This window comes from Leeuwenhoekiella marinoflava DSM 3653, assembly GCF_900129005.1.
In the GTDB taxonomy this organism is placed as follows: domain Bacteria; phylum Bacteroidota; class Bacteroidia; order Flavobacteriales; family Flavobacteriaceae; genus Leeuwenhoekiella; species Leeuwenhoekiella marinoflava.
On sequence record NZ_FQUN01000031.1, the window covers coordinates 1 to 19,476 of the forward strand.

Sequence of the window (19,476 nt, forward strand, 5' to 3'; positions counted from 1 at the left end):
ATAGGCTATAGGTGTAAAGGCAGTAATGTCATAGCCGAGTAGTACTAATAACCCGTAAGCTTATGTACATCTTTCCCGCATCTTAGGATGCGGGAGAGACACTCTTATAATTATTTATATGATGTATAGTTAATCTTGTATCACAAAAATCTTTATTATTACCCAATATGTTAACTTATTTAAGTATGTATAGCACTCATACAACAGCTTAAGGTGGTTATAGCGACGGGGCTCACCTCTTACCATTCCGAACAGAGTAGTTAAGCCCGTTAGCGCCGATGGTACTGCATCTCGTGGGAGAGTAGGTCGCCGCCTTGTTTTAAAGTCCGCATCATTCAATTGATGCGGACTTTTTTTATGCAGTAATGTCAAATAGTATAGTTGAGAACCTCATGAGATTTTAGATGAGAGACTAAGGCAAAAACCAGGAGGAGAGATACACTTGGAAAATCTATAAGCCTTAGTATTTTGCTTCTCATCTGAAAAGAAGGTTAAAGAGGGTCAAACCTAAATAGAATCCCCCAGGTTACGCGTATAGAGGCTATAGATTTTTAAAATGGGCAAGGCTGTTGCCGTTTTAGAGAGCTGTGTTTAGCCTAAGATTGATTTTTAAGTCAAATGTTCCTTAAAAAAAGCAATGGTACGTTCCCAGGCAAGCTCTGCTGATTCTTTATCGTAACGTGGAGTGGTTGTGTTGTGAAAACCGTGATTAACGTCGGGATAGAAAAATACACCATACTCTTTGTTATGCTCTTTCAGTTTTGCTTCGTATTCTGGCCAACCGCTATTTATACGCTCATCTAAACCGGCATATTGTAACAATAATGGCGCTTGTATTTGTTCAATATCCTCTTTAGGTTGACCGCCGTAAAAAGGAACTGCAGCGTTTAAGGTTGGGACTTTTACGGCCATCATATTTGAAATAGAGCCACCAAAGCAAAAACCGACAACTCCTATTTTTCCGTTGCAGTCTTCGTGATTCAGCAGGTAGTTATAAGCAGCAATAAAATCTTGCAGCATCTCGCCGCTGTCGCGTTTGCGTTGCATCTCACGACCTTCGTCATCATTGCCCGGATATCCACCTAACGGACTCAATGCATCTGGAGCGATGGTGATAAACCCGTCGAGAGCAGCTCTGCGAGCTGTGTCTTCTATATATGGATTAAGACCGCGATTCTCGTGAACCACAACGATGCCGCCAAGTTGTTCAGTTGTATTTTTTGGTTTAGATAGCAGGGCTCTGATTTCGCCACCACCTTCAGGAGAATCATAGGTTATGAATTTGGAGTCCAGATTAGGATCATTAGGGTTCACCAGCATTGTTGTTTTATAATCTGGCATTAAAAAGCTTAAAAGTGCCGGTACAGTGACGCTTCCTGCTGCAAAAAGGGATAAACGTTCTACAAACTCCCGGCGTTCTATTTTGTTATGCGCATAGGCATCATACAAATCAAAAACTTCTTGTTTAATGTCTTCTTTTTTAAGCTTTTTCATAACTGAGGTTTTTTAGATTATTGTGTAATATACATAACCGCAGAGTCTTCTATGTATTTGGAAGGGTTAAAAACGGCATCAAAATTTGCGTCAACCTGATCAATACTGCTTTGTAAATCATGGAGCTTTGTACGGAATTCTTCCGCGAAATTGTCGTTTTTAGAAAACTGAGTGATCAATTCTTTGTACTTGGCGATATTGCTTTTCATACGCAAAGTAAGCTGCCCAAAACGCTGTCGCAGCGATTGTGTTTTTACCATAAAACGCTCTACTTCGGTAAGCCAGTTTTTATTGTTCTGAGCTTCCCAATTGGCGATTTTATCATTGATTGCTTTTCTAAACTTGTTTTTTATGAGTTCGCGCTCACTGTCTAACGTAGCGTTTTGATATTGCTTTACAGAACTCAAAGAAAGTCCGTAATAATTAGCCTGTTCTTCTAAGAGACGATTGTACTCATTTTCTAATTTGTTGAGTTCTTCATTGATGCTTTTCCACTCGTTATCTATAATGCTCTGTTGCTGGCTAAACTGACTCGCGGTGTTCAGAACATTAAGCATTTGAGGTGTTTTATCTCGCAAGTCTCTACCTGCACCACCTACAATTTCTAATGCTGAAGTTATTCCGGTTGAAAAAGTTTGATATAACGAACCGTAAAGTGGTACGTTGCTGGCCGGTTCATTCAACAGCGTGATGCTGTTGTTGATGAGGTCCATCCAGTTATCTTTCCCTTTTTTACGTTCATACCAGTCTTGATATTCTTTAAACCAACTCTCGTAAGCCGGGTAATTCATAGGGTTATTAATCGCAGCGATTTTACTGAAAAATTCTTGGGAAGAAAGAAGCAGGTTGCTGGGTTTTATATCGCGGTGTATGCTCATCAACTCTGTAAAAGCAAGCTGACCGTTTAGTTTAAGCTGAATTTTTCTGGAATTCTCAAGTAACGTAATTCTGTTTTCTTGTTTAGAAATGATGCTGTCTAAACTTCCCAGTCGCTGGCTGGTTCGATTCGGATTAAGGTCAGAGAACTCACCTTGAAGTGATTTTAATTTTACAGCGTTGTCCTCAAGTTGTTTGTTGAGGTTTAGTAGCAGGGAGTCACGCTCCTTTATAATTTGAGCAGAAACCTGATCCTGGGCTTGTGTGCTAAGTCCTATTAATGAGCAGCATATAATAACATATATGCGTTGAATGTAGTTCATACAGTTAAAGTTTTAACCAAAAATAACAAAATAAGCTTTGGTAAACTGTTAACTTTTTGTGAGTAAGTAATCTCTTAAAAGGGTGCTGCTAAACCTTGAATTTCAGAGTTTTAATTCCCAGACTGATTTTTGAGAATTGCATTTTTTGCATCTTCCAGGTAATTACGCCCTATGGTATATCGCTTATTTGCAATCTCTACACTATTGCCTTCAACAGCGTCAACACGCTTGATATTTGCAGTATAAGAGCGGTGAATACGCACAAACTGTGAACTGGGTAACTCATCGGTAAAACTGCCTAGCGTTTGGTGTACAACATAGTTTCCGCTAGTGGTGATGATCTTGATGTAATCTTTAAGACTTTCTACGAGAAGAATATCATCTAGATAGACTTTCTTCATTTTTTTCTTATCGACCTTTACAAAGATGCTGTCATTTTCGGCAGTAGCTTTAGCAGCTTCTTGTTTTTTTGCTAGCGCTTTATTTGTCGCTTTTAAAAAGCGCGGTAATGAGATAGGCTTAACCAAATAATCTAATACTTCCAGTTCAAAACCGGCAACGGCATATTCTTCGTGTGCGGTAGTGAGAATGACCATAGGTTTCTGATCAAGACTTTTTAGAAAGCTTAAACCGTCTAAGACGGGCATATTGATATCTAAAAAAAGTAAGTCTACTTCATGAGTTCTAATGAATTCTAGACTGTCTATAGCATTGTCAAAAGTTTGAATAATTTCGAGACCTTTTAGCTGTGCAATATGATTTTTAATCACATTGATGGCTAGGGGTTCATCGTCTATGATTACACATCTTAGGTTCATAATAATTTCAGTTTTAAATGTACGTTATACATGCCATCGGCTTCATAAATCTTAAGGTCGTATTCTTCGGGTTTGTAGCCCAATTTAAGACGTTTTTCAACATTTTCAATGCCAATTCCTCCAGCTTCGTTCAGGTTGTTTTTTAAATCCTTTTGAGGCAGGGTGTTGCTCATTTTAAAAAAAAGAAAATCTCCGGAAACTTTAAGATTTATGCTGATGTTTACGATACCAATATTCTTACTTGCTCCATGTTTAAAACCATTTTCTATAAAATGAATTAAAAGCATAGGAGCAATTTTTTTGCCTTTAGTATCTCCTTCTACATCAAAATTAAGGTTCAGTTTTTTATTGTATCTGATGCGTTCCAGATCCAGATAGTTTCTAATAAACTTGATTTCTTTATGGAGCGCTTGTCTTTTATCTTTTGTTTCATACAGTAAATACCGCATCAGATCAGAAAGTTTTAAGATCGTTTCGGGAGTGTTTTCAGACTTTTCTAAACTTAAAGAATAGATGTTGTTGAGGGTATTGAAGAAAAAATGAGGTGAGATCTGAGAACGTAAAAAGCGCAACTCGGTTTCCAGGTTTTCTTTTGCTAGGCTTGCTGCTAATTGCCGTTCTCGCAACCAGTCTATGGTAATTTTAATCGCTGCACCAAAAGAGATTACATAAAATTCTCCCAGCATCATAACAATCACATAATTCGTGTTTAAGCTAGTTGTTTCTTCAGGTCCTTCCGGCCATACATTGTTGCTTATTAAAAAATACGTAAGCTCATATTTAATTATGACCATAACAAAAATGATGGCAATAAGACTCAGGGAAAAAAAGACGTATTTCCGCTTGTAAATAAACATAGGGATCAGCACGTAAACCGTAAAATAGGTGAGTGACATGTGTATGGGAAAGCCTAATAAATTTGCTTTAAACGAATAGAGATAATCGTTGTAATAGCTACCCCAGCGTAAAAAATTAAAGAGAAAATAAAGCAGCCAGAAAATAACATGATGGGTCACGTTTATTTTATAACCGGTATTCGCGTTGAGTAAAAAGTTGTTTTTAAATGAAGCGCTTAAGGGCATAGATCTAAAATTGTATTTTTAGCTGTTTAGCTTTTCAGAACTGTTGTTTGTCTAATAAAATCTAAATACCGGGATAATATATCACATATTTATTAAAAATCTTAACCGATAATACCTCTGATGGCTAAAATTAGCGTGCAAATGTTAAATAAAACTATTTTTTTACTGACTTTGGTTGCACTTTTATCGTGTAAAAAAAAGGAAGAGCAATCTACTGCTGAAGAAAAAGAAAACTTAAAGCTTACCGCTCATGTAGATCCATTTATTGGGACCGGAGGTCACGGGCACACTTATCCTGGTGCTACGGTACCCTTTGGGATGGTTCAGGTAAGTCCTGATAATGGTAGAAACGGCTGGGACTGGTGTTCTGGCTATCACTATTCAGACTCCATAGTTTCGGGTTTTAGCAATTTGCATTTGAGCGGAACAGGTATTGGTGACCTGGCAGATATTTTGTTGATGCCGGCTGCAGAAGAGTTAGATCTCACCGGTACGTATGAAACCCCGCAAGATCGTCCTTATGCATCAAGATATTCGCACAAGCGCGAGCGTGCAGAGCCGGGTTATTATTCGGTTTATTTAGAAGATCCGCAAATTAAAGTGGGACTTACTGCGACTCAAAGAACCGGTTATCAAAAATACAATTATGAAGGTGCGGGAGAAGCCTCGGTAATACTTGACCTGGGGTTTGCTATCAATTGGGATGCGCCTACAGAAACCGCTATCAAAATAGAAAATGAAACTACGATAAGCGGATACCGCCACAGTACAGGCTGGGCAAAAAATCAAAAAGTGTTCTTTGTTGCAGAATTTTCTAAGCCTATTGCTCGTCACAATTTGGTTCAAGATAAAAAGAGTGTTGATGCAGATAGCGTTGCCGGAAAAACTACCGCAGCGCAATTCTTTTTCAATATAGACGGAAGCCGCGATGTGATCGTCAAAGTTTCGGTTTCTTCGGTAAGTGTAGCAAATGCTAAAGAGAATTTTGCGGTGTCTGAAGCTGTAGATTTTGAAACTGCAAAAGCTGATGCAAAGAAAATCTGGGAAGATCAATTAGATCATATCGTTGTAGCGACTCCTACAGATTCTTTAAAAACTATTTTTTATTCCGCATTATATCACACACAGATTGCTCCGGTAACTTTTAGCGATGTTAATGGAGAATTCCGTCAGGAGAATGATAGCATTGTAAAAGCAGATTTTACAGCATATGCTACGCTTTCTTTATGGGATACCTTTCGGGCAGAAAACCCGTTGCTAACTCTTTTAGAGCCAGAAAAGGTAAGCGACATTGTAAACTCGATGTTGACGTATTATGAGGTGCACAAGAGTTTACCGGTGTGGACGCTCTACGGAAATGAAACCAACACAATGACCGGTAATCACGCGATACCTGTGATTGCTGAAGCCTATTTTAAAGGAATAAAAGGTTTTGATGCTGAGCAAGCTTTTGAAGCGATGAAGAATACCCAAATGCGCGATGAGCGTGGACTCGAATTCTTAAAAGCGTTTGGGTATATTCCTTATGATAAAATTGACGAAAGCGTAACTTTTAACTTGGAATACGCGTACAACGACTGGTGTGTGGCGCAAATGGCTAAAGCACTAGGTCACGATAAAGATTATGCGTATTTCGCTGAACGCTCTAAGTCTTATGAGAAATTGTACGATCCTGAAACCGGCTTTATGCGCGGTAAATCTTCTAAAGGAGCGTGGCACGAGCCTTTTGATCCTAAGTTTTCAAGACACCGCGAAAACACAGATTATACCGAAGGGAATGCGTGGCAACACAGTTGGTTTGTACTTCATGATACGGATAATTTTATAAAACTTCACGGAGGTTCAGAGCCGTTTACTGAAATGCTTGAGCAACTGTTTACAGAGAGTTCTGAGATCACCGGCGACCATATTTCTAATGATATTTCGGGCTTAATAGGGCAGTATGCGCACGGTAATGAGCCTAGTCATCACATCGCTTACCTGTTCAATCGTACAGGCAAACCCTGGAGAACACAGTATTGGATAAATCAGATTTTAAAAACACAATACAACACAACGCCTAATGGATTGAGCGGTAACGAAGACGCCGGTCAAATGTCTGCCTGGTATGTATGGAGTTCTATGGGACTTTACCCGTTTAATCCGGCTAGTGCGGCTTATGAGATAGGGAGTCCGGTTTATGAGAAATCTACGATCAATCTTCCATCGGGAAAAAGGTTTACAATTGTTGCTGAGGGAGTTTCTCAAGAGAACTTTTACATACAATCAGCAAGTCTTAATGGTGAAGATTTTAACCAAACCAGTATCACGCACGAGCAAATTATTACTGGTGGCGAACTGAAATTAGTAATGGGAGCAACACCTAATAAGAGTTGGGGTGTAACTACGCAGGCAGAGTAATATGGATCGTATTGATGTAATAATTATTGCGCTTTATCTGCTGCTTACTATTGCGATTGGTGTATATGTAGCTAAAAAAGCTTCAAAAGGTTTAGACTCTTATTTCTTAGGAGGTAAAAGTATCAAATGGTACTACTTGGGCTTGAGTAATGGATCTGGGATGTTTGACGTTTCGGGGACTGCCTGGATGGTGGGCATTCTGTTTCTCTATGGCGTAAAGAGTTTTATGTTTATGTGGATGTGGCCCATTTTTAATCAGGTCTTTGTGATGATGTTTCTCGCAGTCTGGATCAGAAGGTCTAACGTGATGACCGGTTCTGAATGGATTCTTTCCCGTTTTGGAGATGATAAGGCGGGGCGTGCGTCACACTTGATTGTTGCCATTTTTGCGGTTGTTGCTTCAGTAGGGTTTATCGCGTATTTCTTTGAAGGAGTAGGTAAGTTTATGACGGTTATTCTTCCGTGGGATGTGAGTCTCGTTATCAGCGATTTTACAGTATTGAATTCAGAACAAGTATATGCTTTAGTGATCATATTGTTAACGACGATTTATACTATTAAAGGCGGAATGTTTTCTGTGGTTTCTACCGAAGTTTTGCAGTTTGGTATTATGGTACTCGCGGGGATACTTGTTGCGGGTTATACATTTTTTGAGTTTACCGATGCAGAGATCACTGCTTTAATTCCTGATGAATGGACCACTATAACTTTTGGCACAGAGCTCACCGGTTTTTGGGCAGGAGACTTTGAGAGCTTTAATAAGTTGATAGATACACAAGGCTATAAGATGTTTGGTGCTTTTGTGGGAATGAGTCTTTTTAAAGGTTTCTTTGCCAGTATTGCAGGTCCTACGCCTAGTTATGATATGCAGCGTATTTTATCTACAAGAACGGCTAAAGATGCTGCTTATATGAGTGGTTTTACTAATTTGGTTTTGTTTATTCCAAGATATTTAATGATTGCGGCAATTGTGCTTTTAGGGTTGGTATTTATCGCTCCGGAATTAGCAAATGCCGGAGGTGTCAGTAGTAATGACTTAGAAGTGATTCTTCCACAGGTGATTAATAATCATGTGCCTGTAGGTATAAAAGGACTTTTATTAGCGGGTCTTCTTGCGGCCTTTATGTCTACGTTTTCAGCCTTTGTAAATGCAGGTCCTGCGTATATTGTTAACGATATTTATAAAAAATACTTCAAACCTAAAGCAACTGATAAGCACTATGTAAAAGCAAGTCATATTGCTTCTTTTGCTGTGGTAACTTTAGGGGTGATTATGGGCTTTTTTGCAGAGTCTATTAATGCGATTACCTTATGGATTACGAGTTCGCTTTACGGTGGTTATGTGGCGGCCAATTTTTTAAAATGGATCTGGTGGCGTTTTAACGGCTGGGGGTATTTCTGGGGAATGTTGAGCGGTTTGATTATTGCCACACTCCAGTTTATGATAGATCAAGGGGCATCGGGTTATGCTGAAGGTAGTTTCTTGTATTGGTATTCGCATATTCCGGCAATTTATTTATTCCCGGTGATCTTAGTATTCTCGCTTTTAGGTTCGTTTTTAGGAACCTGGTTAACTCCGCCTACAGCTTTAGCAACCTTAAAAAGTTTTTATACTTCGGTGCATCCCTGGGGTTGGTGGAAACCGGTGCGCGAGCAATTAACTGCAGAGGAGCAAGTGGGTAAAAACAAGGATTTTGGGCTGGATATGTTCAACTGTCTGGTGGGTATCATCTGGCAATCTAGTATGATCTTGCTGCCAATTTTCTTGGTAGTTCGTGATTATGAACAAACAGCAATAAGCTTATTGGCTTTTGGAGTAACCAGTCTCATTCTAAAATTTACCTGGCTTGATAAAGTCAAAAAAATAGAAAATTAAACAACACAAAAAGAAGCCTCTTTTGGGCTAAAAATAGAATCACATTTTATGAGTACAACGCAAATTCCTTGGCAAGACAGACCTGCAAACAGCACAGATGTGATGTGGCGTTATGATGCAAATCCTATTATAGACCGGTATGCGATTCCCAGTTCTAACAGTATTTTTAACTCTGCTGTAGTTCCTTTTGAAGATGGCTTCGCCGGAGTTTTTAGATGCGATAATAAAGCAGTACAGATGAATATCTTTGCCGGTTTTAGTAAAGACGGAATCAACTGGGATATCAATCACGATCCTATTGAATTTGGTGCCGGAAATACCGAAATGATCGAGTCTGATTATAAATACGATCCGCGCGTGTGTTTTATTGAAGACCGCTATTGGATTACCTGGTGTAATGGGTATCATGGGCCAACTATAGGAATTGGTTACACCTTTGATTTTAAAGAATTCTTTCAGTGTGAGAATGCATTTCTTCCTTTCAATAGAAATGGTGTTTTGCTTCCACAGAAAATAAACGGAAAATTTGCAATGTTGAGTCGTCCTAGTGACAATGGACATACGCCTTTTGGGGATATCTATATCAGCTACAGTCCTGATATGAAATACTGGGGAGAGCATCGTTGTGTAATGAAGGTAGCTCCCTTTACAGACAGTGCGTGGCAGTGTACAAAAATAGGAGCAGGACCCGTACCTATTTTAACTGCTGAAGGTTGGTTGTTATTCTACCATGGGGTGATCAACACCTGTAACGGATTCAGATATTCAGTAGGGGCTGCGATTTTAGATAAAGACAGGCCGGATAAAGTATTATACCGCAGTCAGCCTTATTTATTAGGGCCGGCAGCACCTTATGAGTTGGTAGGAGATGTACCTAATGTGCTGTTCCCGTGTGCGACCTTACACTCGGTAGAAGAAGATAAAGTTGCTTTATACTATGGTGCTGCAGATACTGTAACTTCGGTGGCTTTTGGTAAATTGAGCGAGATACTAGATTTCGTAAAAAATAACAGTTTGTAAATGATGAAAAACAGGATAGCTCTTCTACTTCTTTTGATAGGATTTTTTGGCTTTGCCCAGCAAATCATACCGCGCTCTTATGTAGCGAATTACATAGATACGCCGCTTGAGGTTGACGGTAAGGCAAATGAAGAAGTTTGGAAAGAGGCTCCGTTTTCAGAATCATTTATAGACATAGAAGGTGTCAAAATTCCAAAGTATGAAACACAGGTAAAAATGCTTTGGGATGATGAAAACCTGTATTTCTATGCCGAGTTAAAAGAGCCGCACATATGGGCTACTTTAAAGCAACGCGATACCGTTATTTTTTACAATAACGACTTTGAGATTTTTATAGATCCCGATGGCGATACGCATAATTACTATGAGTTTGAGATGAATGCGCTCAACACGGTGTGGGACTTGCTTATCGCAAAACCGTATCGGGAGTCTGCTCCAGTTGTAGATAGTTGGGATATTCAGGGATTGCAAACCGCTGTTTCTATCAACGGGACGTTGAACGACGCCTCTGATGTAGATAAAAGCTGGAGTATAGAGATCGCCATGCCCTGGGAAGTTTTAAAAGAAGCCAGCGGCAGTACTGAATTACCGGCAGATGAATTTTGGCGCATTAACTTCTCCAGAGTCAACTGGGATTATGAGTTAGACAATGGAGTTTACAGCCGTAAAAAAGACGAGTCGGGTACTTTTTTACCAGAATACAACTGGGTTTGGTCTCCGCAAGGCGTGATCAATATGCATGAGCCTGAACATTGGGGTTATGTCTATTTTTCATCAAAACCGGTTTCAGAAAAAGATACGTTTACTATTCCGAAGGATGAGCAAATCCGTTGGAAATTATACGAGTTCTATCGTGCTCAAAAAGCCTATTTCGCTACAAATAAATCTTGGGCGACAGATTTAAAAGCAATTGATGCAACTCCTTTTGAACTTGAAGATAAAACGCTCCGCCCAACTTTAGAAAACTACAGTCAAGGTTGGATCATAACCGTAAAAAGTCCGTTTTCTGGTATGCTGTATAGCATTAGAGAAGATGGAAAATATTCAGAAATAAACCAATAATACTATGAAACTTAGACACCTATTTTTAGTACTTGTAGCAGTAGTGGCTACAACTTCTTGTATAGATAATATACATCCTGCAGGAAGCAAAAAAGAGACTGAAAAAACAGCTGAAGTCTCTAAAGATTTTAAGTTTTGGACGTGGATGACCGCAGATGCTTCAAGAACTGATGCGTCTTATACTGAAGAATTTGAAAAATATGCTGACAATGGTCTTGATGCAGTCTTGATCAATACCAATGCAGATGCAGATCTATTAGCGCGTTTAACGCCTTTAGCAACTGCCGAAGGTCTTGAGGTTCACGCCTGGATGTTTACGATGAACCGCCCAGGAGACGCTGTTGCATTAAAACACCCGGAGTGGTATGCGGTAAGTAAAGAAGGGAAATCTACTTTTGATCACCGTCCTTATGTAGCGTATTATCAGTTTTTATGTCCTACCCGTGAGGGATCGCGCAATCATATTTTAGGTTTGATTGATAAGCTAACTCAGGTAGAAGGCGTGACTAGTTTTCATTTAGATTACATCCGTTATCCTGATGTGTATTTGCCTATAGGTTTATTGCCTAAATATGATTTAGTGCAAGACACTGAACTTCCTGAATACGATTTCTGCTATTGCGATGCGTGTATATCTAAGTTTGAAAAAGAACATCATAAAAATCCGTTAGCGTCTCACAATACCGCGATTGATATGGAATGGAAGCAGTTTCGTTTAAATCAGATTAAAGCTGTTGTTGATGATGCTTATAAAGTGGCACACAAAAACGGAAAGCTGTTAACAGGGGCGGTTTTTCCTTATCCGGAGATGGCAGACCATATGGTACGTCAGCGTTGGGATAAATGGAATATAGATATGGTATTGCCGATGATTTATCATAACTTTTATAACGAAGAAATAGATTGGATTGGATTTGCAACCGGTCAAGGCGTAAAGGATCTTGAAGGAACTGACACTGAGTTACACACGGGTATTTATGTTCCTGAAATGAGCCCGGAAGACTTAGCAAAAGCAATTCAATTAGCAAAAGATAACGGAGCGAAAGGAGCTGCATTCTTTGACGGAAATGCGCTTACAGATGCACAACTCGCAGTAATAAAAGCAGCAAACTAGAGTATTATGGGCTATAGGGTTCTCTTTATCTTACTCTTCACAAGTGTAATTAGCCATTCACAAACTCGATTAACAGATTGGGTGAACCCGTTTATAGGTACAGATGGTCCCGGGAATACTTATCCCGGGGCGACTATTCCTTATGGTATGGTGCAGCTGAGTCCAGATATAGGCACGCCGGGATGGGATCGCATAGCCGGTTACTTTTATCAGGATAGCATCATTAGTGGCTTTTCTCATACGCATTTAACGGGTACGGGAGCCGGAGATCTCTATGATATTCTGGTGATGCCTACCAATAGTAAGTTTACAAAACGTATAGCAGCAAACGGGTATCGCCCGTTTGCTGCGTTTGATCATAAGGAAGAAAAGGCTTCTGCCGGTTATTATCAGGTTAAGTTACAAGATTCAGAGATTGATGTAGAGCTTACTGCTACTGCGCATACCGGCGTACAGCGCTATACTTTTCCGAAGGATAGAGCCTCTCAGGTTTATGTAGATCTGGGCTATGCACTCAATTGGGATAAAGCGACAAATACCTATATAAAGGTTGTGAACAGTACAACAATTGAGGGATTTCGCATGTCAACCGGTTGGGCAAAAGATGAGCGCATTTATTTTGTGATGCAGTTCTCTAAACCTTTTGAAAGCTATTCTTTGTTTGAAGGAAAAACTGAAGTTAAAGTTGAAGCGACAGGGGCAGATACTAAAATTATTCTCCATTACGCTACCGCGGAAGGCGAACAGCTGGTTGTAAAAACGGCATTGTCTACCGCAAATAGAGAAGGGGCTTATGCTTCTATGAATACTGAAGCTACTCATTTTGATTTTGATGTGTATCGTAAACATGCAGAAACAGTCTGGGAAAACGAACTACAGAAAGTACAGATTACTACGACAGATGCAGATCAGAAAACTTTGTTTTATACGATGCTGTACCAGTCTATGCTCGCACCAACATTGTTAAGCGATCCTAACGGAACTTATAAAGGAGCAAACGGCGAAGTTATGCTTGCAGATGGGTTTAAACGCTACGATACGTTCTCGTTGTGGGATACATTTCGCGCAGCCCATCCGCTTTACACGATTATACAACAAGAGCGCGTATCTGATATTATCAAATCGCTTTTAGCTCATTACAAAGAAACCGGTTTGTTGCCCGTATGGTCTATGCAGGGCAATGAGACCAATATGATGTTGGGGTATCACGCAGTTCCAGTAGTGGTTGATGCCTTTTTTAAAGGTTTTGATTTTGATGCAGAACTCGCGTACGAGGCTTGTAAAGCCAGTGCAACTGCTGCGGATCGTAGTATTCCGGAATATACTGAGCTTGGTTATGTCATCGCTTCCGAAGAAAATGAAGATTGGAGTGTGTCTAAAACTTTAGAATATGCTTATGACGACTGGTGTGTTGCACAGTTTGCCAGAGCTTTGGGTAAAAACGCAGAGTGTAATTATTTTCTAAACCGTTCTGAAAATTGGAAAAAACTGCACGATAAGCAGACTAATTTTTTTAGACCTAAAACTAGAGAAAACGAATTTGTAGAACCTTTTGTGGCTAAAGAATACACCCGCTTTTATAGTGAGAGTAATGCGTGGCAATATTACTGGTTCGTGCCGCAGGACATTCCGGGATTGATTAAAAAGACCGGCGGTAAAAAAGCTTTTGATCAAAAACTGGATTCTATGTTTACCTTGTATCCAAAACCTACAGATAAGCTGCCTATCTTCAGCACGGGAATGATAGGTCAATACAATCACGGGAATGAGCCCAGTCATCACGTGGCTTATTTATACAATTATGTAGCAAAGCCTTCAAAAGCACAGAAGTACATACGGGAGATTTTAGAAACTCAATATAAAAATACGCCTGACGGACATTGTGGGAATGAAGATTGTGGGCAAATGTCTTCCTGGTATGTATTTAGTTCGCTGGGTTTTTATCCGGTAAATCCGGCGCAAGGGGCTTATGTTCTAGGAATTCCCTTATTTGAAAAGGCCGAAATTACATTGTCTCAGAATAAAAAATTCACGATTTCAACTAAGAATTACTCAGAATCAAATACCTACGTGAAAGCTGTTTTTCTAAACGGAAAGGAACTGAAACGGGGTTTTATAACACATGGCGAAATTGTAAATGGCGGCGAATTGCTTTTTGAAATGACTAAGAAGCCAACAAACCTTAAACTCAAGATGCCGCAGCCTAATAAAATATATTAGAAATCGCTTTAAACTAGTTGAATTATGAAATGGATTAAACTTGTAGTTGTGCTTATTGCTTCAGCCTTAATAAGTTGTACAGAAAAAAAGAACCCATCGTTTACTCAAGATCAACTGGTGTTGATTCCACAGCCTAAATCAGTGACCTTAAATTCAGGTAGTTTTAAGGTGGATGCTCAGACACAATTTGTAATTGCTCACGATAGTTTAGAGGTTATCACGGGTATTTTAAATGACCTTTTTGAAAAGTCGGCGGGATTCAAATTAGATATAGCGAACTCTGGTGATGAAAACACCATTCAATTGGTTCAAAATACTGCGATTGCGGAAGAAGCTTACAAGCTTGATGTGACGAATGAAAAGGTGGTTGTAGAAGCCAATTCTAAACTGGGTTTTGTTTACGGTTTAGAAACCATTCGCCAGTTACTTCCCGCAGCCATTGAAAGCAGTTCTAAAGTTTTAGATTTGGAGCTTTATATTCCTAATGTGCATATTGACGATGCTCCGCAATATCCCTATCGTGGAAGTCATTTAGATGTTTCGCGTCATTTCTTCGGAAAAGAATACATTAAAAAGCATTTAGATCGAATGGCTTTTTTAAAACTGAATACGTTTCACTTCCATCTGGTAGATGATCAGGGTTGGAGAATTGAAATTAAAAAATATCCCAAGCTCACTGAAGTTGGTGCCTTTCGTGTAGATCAAGAAAACAAACACTGGAATGCGCGTACCCAAAATGATCCTGATGCCGAAGCGACTTACGGCGGTTTTTATACCCAAGAAGATATTAAGGAAATTGTAGCTTATGCTAGCGAGAAAGGTATTCGGGTAATCCCGGAGATCGAAATGCCAGCTCACGTGATGAGCGCGATCGCGGCATACCCATGGTTGTCTTGTAAAGAAGAGTCTATCGCGGTTCCGTCTGGTGGCGTGTGGCCGATAACGGATATTTATTGCGCCGGAAAAGAATCTACTTTTGAATTTTTAGAAGATGTCTTGACTGAAGTAATGGCGTTATTCCCTGGTGAATACATTCATGCAGGAGGTGACGAAGCGACAAAAACCAATTGGGAAACTTGTCCACATTGCCAGCGTCGTATGCGAGAAGAAGGGCTTGCAAATACCAGTGAGTTGCAGAGCTATTTTATGAAACGTATGGAGCGTTTTTTAAGCAAGCATAACAAAACTTTGATCGGTTGGGATGAGATACTCGAAGGTGGTTTGCCGGAAAAAGCAACCGTGATGAGTTGGAGAGGTTTTGAAGGTGGATGGGAAGCGACAGCGGCTGGTCACGATGTGATTATGACACCGGTGAGTCATATGTATTTTGATTATTATCAGGGTAATCCTGACAACGAGCCGGTGGCGTTTAATGCTTTTCTTCCGTTAGAGAAGGTTTATGAATTCCGCCCTGCGGTAGATTCTATGAGCGTGGAGCAGAAGAAGCACGTTTTAGGCGGTCAGGCCAATCTTTGGTCAGAATATATTGCTACGGAAAGCCATTCCGAATACATGCTGTTTCCACGTTTATTTGCGTTGTCTGAAACCTTATGGAGTCCTGAAGAAAAGTTGGATTGGACTAATTTTTCAGTACGTGTGCGTAAGATGATGCAGCGTTTTGATGTGATGGGGATCAATTATGCAACCAGCGCTTTTGCGGTTCAGCCCGAATCAGAAATTGATTTAGAAACCGGTAAAATTACCATTTCGCTACAATCTGAATTTCCGGATACTCAAATTCGATATGCTTTGAGAGATTCAGAGTTAAATGCAGATTCAGAGGTTTATAGCAACCCCATAGCTTTTGACAGCACAACTTCGGTTAAAGCTGCAGTGTTTAAAGATGGCAAGATTATGGGTGCTGAAATGCAAAAATATTTTGACTTTCATCAAGCGGTTGCAAAGCCTGTTACTTATAAATTTGAGTACAATGCGAGTTATGCGTCAACCGGTGCAACAGCATTGGTAGATGTGTTGCGCGGAAGTAAATATTTTAAAGACGGCCGCTGGCAGGGTTGGATAAATAATCCCGCTGTTATTACCATTGATCTTGAGGGAGCAAAAGAGTTACGTGAAGTAACTGTAGGCAGTCTTGAAGAGCAGGGGACGGGGATTTATTTTCCACAGCATATAAAAGTCGAAGTGTCCCGGGATGGTAAAACCTTTGAAGATGTAGCGCAAATGGAACGTGCTTTTGAACCCAATCCGGGAGCGAAAATTGAGAATTTTAAGATGAAATTTGAATCCCGAAAAAACGTTCAGTTTGTACGGGTAACTATAGAGCCGCTTGCAGAAACCCCAAAAGGTGGCGGAGCCTGGTTATTTTTAGATGAAATTTTGGTTAAATAGGAGAACTACAGCAGTATGATTTTACATAAAAAAGCAACTCTTTTTATAGGATTGTTGATTGGTTTTTTCGCGAAAGCGCAAACACAAGATTTTACACACTACGTGAATCCGTTTATAGGGACTTCAAATTTTGGAGCGACTAATCCCGGTGCGATTGCTCCGCGGGGTATGGCGAGTGTTTCGCCTTTTAACGTAGCCGGAAAACAAAACGTTTTAGAAAAAGACAGCCGCTGGTTGTCTAATCCCTATGTAAATGAAAACACCTTTTTAACCGGTTTCAGTCACGTAAATATGAGTGGTGTAGGTTGCCCAGATCTGGGTGTGATTTTAAGTATGCCTACTACCGGCGAACTCGTAACAAATCATTTAGACTACGGAACAACGTATAAAAATGAGGTTGCAAACCCCGGTTATTATTCAGTGGAATTGGATAAATATCAGGTAAAAACCGAATTGACAGCAAGTACACGAGTTGGTGTGAGTCGTTATAGTTTTCCTGCAGGGAAAGCCAATGTGCTACTTAATCTGGGCTTAGGTCTAACCAATGAACATGGCGCAACGCTTAAGTTTAATTCGCCTACGGAAGTAGAAGGTTCTCGTATGGTGGGTTCGTTTTGCTACAACAACGCCGAGAGTGCTTATCCTATTTATTTTGTGGCGCGCATCTCTGAAGCGCCAGCTAATTATGGAATTTGGGATAAGCCTGCAAAATACGACGGTGTAGAAGGTCAGTGGATGGGCTACAATGGAAAAACTCGCCTTAAAGAACAATTTATGAGCGAAGTGGTGGGTGATAGTATTGGCGCTTATTTTAATTACAACTTTGATAAGCCTACACAGGTTGTTATGAAAATTGGTATCTCGTATGTAAGTATAGCCAATGCCTGCGAAAATCTGGATAAAGAAGTAGGAGATGCTTCTTTTGAGGAGGTTTATAAGCACACAAAACAAGCATGGAATAAGAAGTTAAGTGTTGTGGATGTTGAAGGAGGAAGTGATGATGATGATAAAACTATTTTCTATACAGGTCTATACCACACACAAATCGCACCTAGTATTTTAAATGATAGCAATGGCGAGTATCCCGCGATGAAAACCCGTGCGATAAAACATACAGATGGAACGCGTTATACCGTGTTTTCTCTTTGGGATACCTATCGCAATTATCACCAGTTGATGAGTTTGCTTTATCCTCAGGAGCAGCTTGACATGGTAAATTCTATGCTTGATATTTATGATCAAAACGAGTGGTTGCCTAAATGGGAGCTCAATGCTACGGAGACTTTTACCATGGTTGGTGATCCTGCTGCCGTGGTTTTAGCAGATACTTATTTACGCGGAATCACCGATTTTGATGTTGACAAAGCTTATAAAGCAATGCTGAAAAGTGCTGATACTCGTGAAGGAAATCCATTAAGACCGGGGCTAGGTGAGTATATTGATAAGGGGTATGTAAGCGTAGATTCTCATATAAAAGGTCCGGTTTCTACAACTCAGGAGTACAATATTGCAGATTTTGCAATTGCCCAGCTAGCTGAAGCTTTAGGTAAAAAAGAGGGTGCCAAACGCTTTAAAAAAAGAGCACTTTCCTATAAAAAAATGTACAATAAAGACTCGCGGTTCTTACAACCTAGAATGAGTGATGGAAGTTGGTACAAACCTTTTGACCCATTAGCCGGTGCAAACTTTACCGAAAACCCGGGGTTTATTGAAGGGAATGCGTGGCAGTACTTGTTTATGCAACCCCACGATATCAAAGGCATGATAAAATTGATGGGAGGAAACCAAAAATTTGAAGAAAAACTGGACGCTCTTTTTGCTGAAGATCAGTTTGATATGGCAAATGAGCCGGATATTTCCTATCCGTTTTTATATAATTATTTGCCAGGAAAGGCCTCTAAGACTAGAGAAAAAGTAGATGAACTAATCGCTCAGTATTTTACAAATCAACCTGACGGATTGCCGGGTAATGATGATACAGGGACTATGAGTGCGTGGCTGGTTTATGCGATGATGGGCTTTTACCCTATGACTCCTGGCGAAGCGACTTATACCTTGACTGAACCGCAATTTGATACCGTTACAATTTACTTAAACGCTGATTTTTATAGCAACACAACCTTGACAATTAAAAATGAATCTCAAGCTGATGGAGCTCAAATCAAAGGTTTTAAAGTGGGTGGTAAGTTGCTGAAAGGTAGTCAGGTGAGCCATAAAAACTGGGTTGAGGCCGGCGAGGTTATTTTTGAATAAAAAAGACCATGCATACTTTAAGATGTTATTTAGCTTCTTAAAGCCGTTGTCTATCGAATCTTTTTTGAAATAGTTAATAAAATTGGGAATTTCATTTTTAGAAAGCTTGATAATGTCGTTAGAAGATGTACTATTTTGAAAAATGATGGGTTTTCTGGGTATTTTTAAAAATTGAAAAAAGTTATTCAATAGATATGGAATTAAAGGTTAAAGATTCGGCGCTGATTAAATACGAGCCGGCAGGTAAGTTTGAGGAGACCCGTTTTGAGAAGATTCACAACATCAGTTTTGAAAAGTCTACAGAAGCTTCAGCGATTGTAGCTCAGGAGATCGCAGATTTAATCAGGAGTAAAGAAGCTTCTGGCGAGAAGTGTGTACTGGGTCTTGCTACAGGTTCTTCCCCTATCAATGTATATGCAGAATTGGTGCGTATGCACAACCAAGAAGGATTGAGCTTTAAAAACGTGATCACCTTTAATCTTGATGAATACTGGCCAATGGATAAGTCTGATGTGCAGAGTTACCATTACTTTATGCACGAGCATTTATTCAATCACGTAGACATTCCTGCAGATCAGGTTAATATTCC

At 39.8% G+C, this 19,476-nt stretch carries 13 protein-coding genes and 1 rRNA gene; 10 read left to right on the forward strand and 4 right to left on the reverse strand.

The genetic code is table 11. The features are described from left to right. The first annotated feature begins 209 nt into the window (after nt 1–209). Nucleotides 210–318: ribosomal RNA gene (rrf, locus tag BUB91_RS20105) — 5S ribosomal RNA — on the forward strand. 291 nt (nt 319–609) lie between these two features. Here rrf and BUB91_RS20110 read toward each other — a convergent pair. The 4 genes from BUB91_RS20110 to BUB91_RS20125 form a co-directional block, all read right to left on the reverse strand. Next, on the reverse strand, nt 610–1,494 hold the full coding sequence (locus tag BUB91_RS20110; protein ID WP_073101165.1) for a dienelactone hydrolase family protein: 885 nt from the start codon (nt 1,492–1,494) through the stop codon (nt 610–612). A gap of 17 nt (nt 1,495–1,511) precedes the next feature. Then, nucleotides 1,512–2,693: a hypothetical protein gene (locus tag BUB91_RS20115; protein WP_073101167.1), complete on the reverse strand. Its 1,182-nt coding sequence runs from the start codon at nt 2,691–2,693 to the stop codon at nt 1,512–1,514. A 110-nt stretch (nt 2,694–2,803) separates the two neighbouring features. Continuing rightward, entirely contained in the window at nt 2,804–3,511 is a 708-nt protein-coding gene (locus BUB91_RS20120; RefSeq protein ID WP_073101169.1) for a LytR/AlgR family response regulator transcription factor, read from the reverse strand. Next, on the reverse strand, nt 3,508–4,593 hold the full coding sequence (locus BUB91_RS20125) for a sensor histidine kinase (protein WP_073101171.1): 1,086 nt from the start codon (nt 4,591–4,593) through the stop codon (nt 3,508–3,510). The genes BUB91_RS20120 and BUB91_RS20125 overlap by 4 nt, the downstream gene beginning before the upstream one ends. Nucleotides 4,594–4,734: 141 nt before the next feature. Between BUB91_RS20125 and BUB91_RS20130 the strand changes: the two genes are divergently transcribed. The 9 genes from BUB91_RS20130 to BUB91_RS20170 all read left to right on the forward strand — a co-directional run. Continuing rightward, nucleotides 4,735–6,993, forward strand: coding sequence for a GH92 family glycosyl hydrolase (locus BUB91_RS20130; protein WP_073101185.1), 2,259 nt, complete (start codon nt 4,735–4,737; stop codon nt 6,991–6,993). A 1-nt stretch (nt 6,994) separates the two neighbouring features. Further along, complete coding sequence (locus BUB91_RS20135; RefSeq protein WP_073101173.1) at nt 6,995–8,869, forward strand: sodium:solute symporter family protein; 1,875 nt, start codon at nt 6,995–6,997, stop codon at nt 8,867–8,869. Between the two features lie 48 nt (nt 8,870–8,917). Further along, nucleotides 8,918–9,889: a glycoside hydrolase family 130 protein gene (locus BUB91_RS20140; RefSeq protein ID WP_073101175.1), complete on the forward strand. Its 972-nt coding sequence runs from the start codon at nt 8,918–8,920 to the stop codon at nt 9,887–9,889. Continuing rightward, a complete protein-coding gene (locus BUB91_RS20145; protein ID WP_083558077.1) occupies nt 9,890–10,951 on the forward strand; it encodes a carbohydrate-binding family 9-like protein in 1,062 nt (353 codons plus the stop codon). 4 nt (nt 10,952–10,955) lie between these two features. Next, nucleotides 10,956–12,065: a glycoside hydrolase family protein gene (locus tag BUB91_RS20150; protein WP_073101177.1), complete on the forward strand. Its 1,110-nt coding sequence runs from the start codon at nt 10,956–10,958 to the stop codon at nt 12,063–12,065. A gap of 6 nt (nt 12,066–12,071) precedes the next feature. Further along, nucleotides 12,072–14,285: a GH92 family glycosyl hydrolase gene (locus BUB91_RS20155; RefSeq protein ID WP_073101179.1), complete on the forward strand. Its 2,214-nt coding sequence runs from the start codon at nt 12,072–12,074 to the stop codon at nt 14,283–14,285. Between the two features lie 24 nt (nt 14,286–14,309). Then, entirely contained in the window at nt 14,310–16,634 is a 2,325-nt protein-coding gene (locus BUB91_RS20160; RefSeq protein WP_073101181.1) for a glycoside hydrolase family 20 protein, read from the forward strand. 15 nt (nt 16,635–16,649) lie between these two features. Further along, nucleotides 16,650–18,887: a GH92 family glycosyl hydrolase gene (locus BUB91_RS20165; RefSeq protein ID WP_073101183.1), complete on the forward strand. Its 2,238-nt coding sequence runs from the start codon at nt 16,650–16,652 to the stop codon at nt 18,885–18,887. A gap of 194 nt (nt 18,888–19,081) precedes the next feature. Next, on the forward strand, nt 19,082–19,476 hold a 395-nt coding region (locus BUB91_RS20170), incomplete at its 3' end, for a 6-phosphogluconolactonase (RefSeq protein ID WP_175551017.1).

Coding starts and splice junctions, on each gene's coding strand:
- BUB91_RS20110 (WP_073101165.1), bottom strand. CDS start 1,494: ATGAAAAAGCTTAAAAAAGAAGACATTAAACAAGAAGTTTTTGATTTG.
- BUB91_RS20115 (WP_073101167.1), bottom strand. CDS start 2,693: ATGAACTACATTCAACGCATATATGTTATTATATGCTGCTCATTAATA.
- BUB91_RS20120 (WP_073101169.1), bottom strand. CDS start 3,511: ATGAACCTAAGATGTGTAATCATAGACGATGAACCCCTAGCCATCAAT.
- BUB91_RS20125 (WP_073101171.1), bottom strand. CDS start 4,593: ATGCCCTTAAGCGCTTCATTTAAAAACAACTTTTTACTCAACGCGAAT.
- BUB91_RS20130 (WP_073101185.1), top strand. CDS start 4,735: ATGTTAAATAAAACTATTTTTTTACTGACTTTGGTTGCACTTTTATCG.
- BUB91_RS20135 (WP_073101173.1), top strand. CDS start 6,995: ATGGATCGTATTGATGTAATAATTATTGCGCTTTATCTGCTGCTTACT.
- BUB91_RS20140 (WP_073101175.1), top strand. CDS start 8,918: ATGAGTACAACGCAAATTCCTTGGCAAGACAGACCTGCAAACAGCACA.
- BUB91_RS20145 (WP_083558077.1), top strand. CDS start 9,890: ATGATGAAAAACAGGATAGCTCTTCTACTTCTTTTGATAGGATTTTTT.
- BUB91_RS20150 (WP_073101177.1), top strand. CDS start 10,956: ATGAAACTTAGACACCTATTTTTAGTACTTGTAGCAGTAGTGGCTACA.
- BUB91_RS20155 (WP_073101179.1), top strand. CDS start 12,072: ATGGGCTATAGGGTTCTCTTTATCTTACTCTTCACAAGTGTAATTAGC.
- BUB91_RS20160 (WP_073101181.1), top strand. CDS start 14,310: ATGAAATGGATTAAACTTGTAGTTGTGCTTATTGCTTCAGCCTTAATA.
- BUB91_RS20165 (WP_073101183.1), top strand. CDS start 16,650: ATGATTTTACATAAAAAAGCAACTCTTTTTATAGGATTGTTGATTGGT.